We start from the raw sequence: 6,539 nt of genomic DNA on the forward strand, positions 1-6,539 counted from the left end.
TACTACGCGTCTCGTGGGCTCGGAGATGTGTAGAAGAGACAGTGATTACTCGGCGGCGATCTCCGTCCCCGATCGAGTACGCTTGTCGCACACAGGCGACGACCCGGCCATCACCGGTGAGCCTCCGGAAGAACAGCCGGGTGACCGGCCCAGTAGAACCGGACGGGACGGCCCGTCACAGCCGGCCAACGAGCGGGCGGTCGCACCTTGACCGTCAAGCGGGGTGGTACCGCGGGCCTGCCCCGGGACGCCGGACGGCGTACCGGAGAGGGCTCGTCCTCGCAGACCACAGATGAGTGAGCTGCGCGAGGAGAGCGACCCCCGATGGCCTATCCGTTGCACGACCCGACCGCCGCCGGTGTCCCGGCGAGCCCGGACCTGCCCGCGGTCGAGCGCCGGGTCCTGGAGCACTGGACGGCCGACAAGACCTTCGAGGCGTCCGTCGAGGCCCGCCCGACCGGGGAGAACGGCAAGAACGAGTACGTCTTCTACGACGGCCCGCCGTTCGCCAACGGCCTGCCGCACTACGGCCACCTCTTCACCGGGTACGTCAAGGACGTGGTGCCCCGCTACCAGACCATGCGGGGGCGGCACGTCGAGCGGCGCTTCGGCTGGGACTGCCACGGCCTGCCCGCCGAGGTGGTCGCCGAGAAGCAGCTCGGCATCACCAGCAAGGCGGAGATCCTCGACCTCGGCGTGGCCCGGTTCAACGAGGCCTGCCGCACGTCGGTGCTGGAGTTCACCCAGGACTGGGAGCGGTACGTCACCCGGCAGGCCCGCTGGGTCGACTTCGCCAACGATTACAAGACCCTCGACCTGGACTACATGGAAAGCGTCATGTGGGCCTTCAAGACCCTGCACGACAAGGGTCTGGTCTACGAGGGCTTCCGGGTGCTGGCGTACTGCTGGCGGTGCGAGACGCCGCTGTCGAACACCGAGACCCGGATGGACGACGTCTACAAGGACCGGCACGACCCGACGCTGTCGCTGTGGTTCGAGCTGACCCCGGACGAGAGCGCCCCGGAGCTGCTGCGCGGGCCGGTGCAGCTCGGCGTCTGGACCACCACGCCGTGGACCCTGCCGTCGAACCTGGCCCTCGCCGTCGGCCCGGACATCGAGTACGCGGTGCTGGAACGCGACGGGTCCCGCTACCTGGTGGGCGCCGCGCGGCTGGCCGCGTACGCCAAGGAGCTGGAGGGGTACGAGCAGGTCGGCACGGTGTACGGCCGCGACCTGGTCGGGCGCCGCTACACCCCGCTGTACGACTTCCTCGTCGAGCAGGCCGGCCCGAACGCCTACCAGGTGCTCGGCGCGGATTTCGTCACCACCGAGGACGGCACCGGGATCGTCCACCTGGCCCCGGCCTTCGGCGAGGACGACCAGAACGTCTGCAACGCGGCCGGCATCCCCACCATCGTCACCGTGGACGACCACACCCGGTTCACCGCGCTGGTCCCGCCGTACCAGGGCGAGCAGGTCTTCGACGTCAACAAGTCGGTGATCCGCGAGCTCAAGGAGCGGGGGGTGGTGCTCCGGCAGGACACCTACACCCACTCGTACCCGCACTGCTGGCGCTGCGACACCCCGCTGGTCTACAAGGCGGTGTCGTCGTGGTTCGTCGCGGTGACGCAGTTCAAGGACCGGATGGTCGAGCTGAACCAGCAGATCAACTGGACCCCGGGGCACATCAAGGACGGCTCGTTCGGCAAGTGGCTGGCCAACGCCCGCGACTGGTCGATCAGCCGGAACCGGTTCTGGGGCTCGCCGATCCCGGTGTGGCGCTCCGACGACCCGAGCTACCCGCGGGTCGACGTGTACGGGTCGCTGGCCGACATCGAGCGGGACTTCGGCGTACGCCTGACCGACCTGCACCGGCCGGCGGTGGACGACCTGGTCCGGCCCAACCCGGACGACCCGACCGGCCGGTCGATGATGCGCCGGGTGCCGGAGGTGCTGGACTGCTGGTTCGAGTCCGGCTCGATGCCGTTCGCCCAGGTGCACTACCCGTTCGAGAACGCGGACTGGTTCGAGCACCACTACCCGGGCGACTTCATCGTCGAGTACATCGGACAGACCCGCGGCTGGTTCTACACCATGCACGTGCTGGCCACCGCGCTGTTCGACCGGCCGGCCTTCCGCAACTGTCTCAGCCACGGCATCCTGCTCGGCTCCGACGGACGCAAGATGTCCAAGAGCCTGCGCAACTACCCGGACGTCTACCACGTCTTCGACGCGTACGGGTCGGACGCGATGCGCTGGATGCTGATGTCCTCGCCGGTGCTGCGCGGCGGCGACATGGCGGTCACCGAGGCGGGCATCCGGGACGCCGTCCGGCAGGTGCTGCTGCCGCTGTGGAACGTCTGGTACTTCTTCTCGCTCTACGCCAACGCCGACGGGTACCAGGCGCGTCGCCGCACCGACTCGACGCACCTGCTCGACCGGTACGTGCTGGCGAAGACGAACGAGCTGGTCACCACCGTCCAGGGGCAGATGGAGACGTACGACATCTCCGGCGCCTGCGCGACCGTCCGGTCCTACCTGGACGCGCTGACCAACTGGTACGTGCGGCGCTCGCGGGACCGGTTCTGGTCGGGCGACGGCGAGGCGTTCGACACCCTGTGGACGGTGCTGGAGACGCTCTGCCGGGTGCTGGCGCCGCTGGCGCCGCTGACCGCGGAGGAGATCTGGCGCGGCCTCACCGGGGAGCGGTCGGTGCACCTGACCGACTGGCCGGAGGCCACGGAGTTCCCCGCCGACCACGACCTGGTCGCCGCGATGGACGCCGTCCGCGCGGTCGCCTCGGCGGCGCTGTCGCTGCGCAAGGCGAAGGGCCTGCGGGTCCGGCTGCCGCTGCCGAAGCTGACCGTGGCCTCGCCGGTCGCGGACCAGCTCCGGCCCTTCGTCGACCTGGTCGCCGACGAGGTCAACGTGAAGGCGGTGGAGTTCACCGACGAGGTGTCCGCGTACTGCCAGCAGGTGCTGACCGTGGTGCCCCGGGCGCTGGGCCCGCGGGTCGGCAAGCAGGTGCAGCAGGTCATCAAGGCGGTCAAGGCGGGGGAGTGGGAGCTGGTCGACGGCGCCCCGGTCGCCGCCGGGGTCACCCTCGCCGAGGGCGAGTACGAGCTGCGCCTGGTCGCCGCCGACGCGGAGCACTCCGCGCCGCTGCCCGGCGGTGAGGGCGTGGTGGTGCTGGACACCGAGGTCACCCCGGAACTGGCCGCCGAGGGGCTGGCCCGGGACGTGGTCCGGGTGGTGCAGCAGGCCCGCCGGGACGCCGACCTGGACGTCTCCGACCGGATCGTGGTGTCGCTGTCGGCCTCCGAGGAGGTCCGGGCGGCGGTCTCCGCGTACACCGACTTCGTGGCCCGGGAGGTGCTGGCCGACACCGTCGACTTCGCCGACGGGATCGACGGCGCCGACGGCTTCACCGGTGAGGTCGGCGAGGGCGAGCGGGTGACGGTGGTCGTGCGGCGGGTATGAGGTGACGGGTGGTGGTCCGGCGGCGTGCCCGCAGCCGGACCACCACCGGCGCGGCAGGCCACCCGATCGGGCCGACGCGACCCCGTCCGCTACCGTGACACCGCCTGTTCACGTACGACCGCCGGAGGACCAGTGCCCCTGCTCTACACCATCGGCAAGCTCACCGTGGCGCCCGCGCTCCGGTTGGCCTTCCGTCCGCACGTGGAGGGGTTGGAGCACATCCCGGCGACCGGTGGTGCGATCTTCGCGGGCAACCACCTCTCCGTCGCCGACGAGCTCCTGCTCGGCACCGTCGTGCCCCGGCACCTGGCCTTCTGGGCCAAGTCGGAGTACTTCAAGGGCACCGGCGTGAAGGGCGTCTTCTCCAAGTTCGTGCTCACCGGGCTGGGCGCCATCCCGGTCGAGCGGGCCGGCGGCCGGGCGGCGCTGTCGGCTTTCGACGCCGCCATCCCGGTGCTCAAGGCCGGCGACCTGGTCGCCGTCTACCCGGAGGGGACCCGCTCGCCCGACGGCCGGCTATACCGGGGGCGGACCGGCGCGGCCCGGCTCGCCGTGGCGGCCGGCGTGCCGATCATCCCGGTCGGCGTGACCGGCACCGACAAGGCGCAGCCCATCGGCGCCCGGGTGCCCCGGCCCGGTCGGGCCGAGATCGGCATCCGGTTCGGCAAGCCGCTGGACTTCACCGGCCGCTCGGACGACCGCACCTCGCTGCGGGAGATGACCGACGAGCTGATGGCCGAGATCCAGAAGCTGACCGGCCAGGAGTACGTCCCGCGCTACGCCCCGCCGCGCGCCCACCCGCCGATCGCGGGGGAGCCCGGCGCCGTCTGACCCGTCACGGCGGGTCGCTGCCCCGGCGCTTCTCCTGAGCGACCACCGCGTCGAGGTCGGCGAGGCGGTCCATCTGCTTCATGGTGCGGGCCATCCGGGCGTTGCCCGGGATGCGGTCCCGGTTGCGGGACAGGAACGCCCAGTAGCCGGCGGTGAACGGGCAGGCGTCCTCGCCGAGCCGCTTCCGCGGGTCGTACCGGCAGCCGCCGCAGTAGTCGCTCATCCGGTTGATGTACGCGCCGCCGCCGACGTACGGCTTGGTGGTCATCCGGCCCAGGTCGGCGTACTGGCTCATGCCCACCACGTTGCCGGTCATCACCCACTCGTAGCCGTCGACGAAGCGGGTGTGGAACCACTCGACCAGTTCGGCGGGGCGCCAGCCACGCTGGAGCGCGTAGTTGCCCAGCACCATCAGCCGGGGAATGTGGTGCACCCAGGCCCGGTCCCGGACCCCGGCCAGCACGTCGGAGAGGCAGTGCGCGTCGACCGCGTCCGCGTCCAGGTCGTTCCACCAGCCCGGCAGCGACCGCCGCGCGCCCAGCTCGTTGCTGGTGCGCCAGCCGGCCTCGAAGTACCAGTAGGTGTGCCAGATGTAGTCCCGCCAGCCGAGGATCTGCCGGACGAAGCCCTCCACGCTCGGCAGTGGCGCGCCCTCCCGGCGGTACGCCCGCTCCGCGCCGCGGACCGCCTCCATCGGGTCGAGCAGGCCCAGGTTGAACGAGGAGGACAGCATGCTGTGCGCCAGCCAGGGGTCGGTCGACAGCATCGCGTCCTCGTACGGGCCGAACGCGGCGAGCCGGTGCCGCAGGAAGTGCCGCAGCCGGGCCTTGGCCTCCTTCGTGGTGGCCGGGAACCGGCGCGGGCCGTCCCGGCCGACGAACCGGATCCCCTCCCGCTCCCAGCGGTCCAGGTCGGCCCGGACCTCGGCGTCGATGTCGTCCTCCTTCGGCATCGGCGACGCCGGCACGTCGAGCTTCCCGTCCTTCGGCGGCGGCTCGCGGTTCTCAATGTCCAGGCTCCACCGGCCGCCGGCCGGGTCGCCGCCGTCCAGCAGCACCCCGTGGTGCTCCCGGGCGAACCGGTAGAACGCCTCCATCCGCAGCGCGCCGCGGCGCCGGTCGGCCCACTCGGCGAAGTCCGCCAGGCTGGTCACGTAGCCGCGCTCCGGCAGCACGGTGACCCGGTCCAGGCCGCGGACGAAGTCCAGGGCGCGCCGCGATGTGGGGTGGCAGACCTCCAGCGGCTCGCGGACCTTCCGCAACGCCTGCCCGTACGTCTCGGCGCGCAGGAAGACGGCCTGGTCGCCGAGTTCGGCGGCGCGGTGCCGCAGCGCGGACAGGATCAGGTGGGCCTTCTGCCGGTGGTGGACGCGGCGTCGGAAGACCGCCTTCGACTCGATCAGCAGGACCGGCTGCCGCCGGTCGTCGAGGAAGTGCGGTCCCAGCTGATCGGCGAACAGCAAACGCCGCGACATGTCCTGATTGTGAACCATGCGTCGGATATGGGCGTATGGAAAACGAGAGCTTTATGTATCTGAGACCATGCGCAGCGTGACGGTCAGGACTGGGTCGGGGTGACGATCTGCTGCCGCAGCGTGTCCAGCAGCGCGCCGCTGTCCTCCAGCGACAACCGGGTGAAGACGCCCGTCGCCAGGCTGCCGTGGTCGACCGAGGTGCAGACCACCACCGCGTCGCCGTCGGCGCGGCCCACCGCGCAGCGCTCGTACCGGCCCCGGACGCCGGTCTCCACCGGCACCGCGGGGTCGAGCGCGTACTGCTCGCTGAGGCGGGCCATCTCGGCCTCCGCGTCCGCCTCCGGGCTGAGCCGGAAGCCCGTGCCGCCGAAGATCGTCACCCGCTTGCCGTCGTCCGTGGCGTAGACGCCCGCGAAGGTGTCCTCGGCGAGCAGGTGGGCCTGGCGTACCTCGGTCTTCAACCGCTCGGCGGTGGCCTGGCTGCGTTCGTCCTCGCGCAGCCGCAGGCCGGCGGCCCGGTCCGGCAGCGCGGCGCTGGCCGGGTACTGGGTGGAGAGGGGCTGGACCCACCACAGTGGGACGCCGCAGCAGCAGACGAGGGTGAGCAGCAGCAGCCACGGCCAGCGTCGCCGGCGGCGGACCGGAACCGGGACGTACCCCTTCGGCGCCCGCCAGCCCGGGGGCGGGGCGACCGGCGGCAGGGCGGCTCGGCGGCGCTGCTTCGGCGGCCGGGTCGGTGCGGGCGGCGGCGGCC

Annotated in this window: 3 protein-coding genes and 1 pseudogene; 2 read left to right on the forward strand and 2 right to left on the reverse strand. The window is 71.8% G+C overall.

The features are described from left to right. Positions 1 to 324: 324 nt before the first annotated feature. A complete protein-coding gene (gene ileS, locus DKT69_RS33215; RefSeq protein WP_109805366.1) occupies positions 325 to 3,480 on the forward strand; it encodes an isoleucine--tRNA ligase in 3,156 nt (1,051 codons plus the stop codon). Between the two features lie 132 nt (positions 3,481 to 3,612). Next, the gene (locus tag DKT69_RS33220; protein ID WP_109805367.1) at positions 3,613 to 4,311 is read left to right on the forward strand and encodes a lysophospholipid acyltransferase family protein; all 699 of its coding nucleotides are present in this window, start codon (positions 3,613 to 3,615) and stop codon (positions 4,309 to 4,311) included. Positions 4,312 to 4,315: 4 nt separating this feature from the next. On the opposite strand, the gene DKT69_RS33225 is transcribed toward DKT69_RS33220, so the two are convergent. Together DKT69_RS33225 and DKT69_RS33230 are read right to left on the reverse strand one after the other, a co-directional pair. Beyond that, positions 4,316 to 5,785 carry a cryptochrome/photolyase family protein gene (locus tag DKT69_RS33225; RefSeq protein WP_109805368.1) on the reverse strand — a complete coding sequence of 490 codons (1,470 nt, stop codon included), beginning with the start codon at positions 5,783 to 5,785 and terminating at the stop codon, positions 4,316 to 4,318. An 83-nt stretch (positions 5,786 to 5,868) separates the two neighbouring features. Further along, a pseudogene (locus DKT69_RS33230) lies at positions 5,869 to 6,539 on the reverse strand (hypothetical protein); the annotation flags it as partial.

This window comes from Micromonospora sicca (genome assembly GCF_003172935.1).
GTDB classification, from domain to species: domain Bacteria; phylum Actinomycetota; class Actinomycetes; order Mycobacteriales; family Micromonosporaceae; genus Micromonospora; species Micromonospora sicca.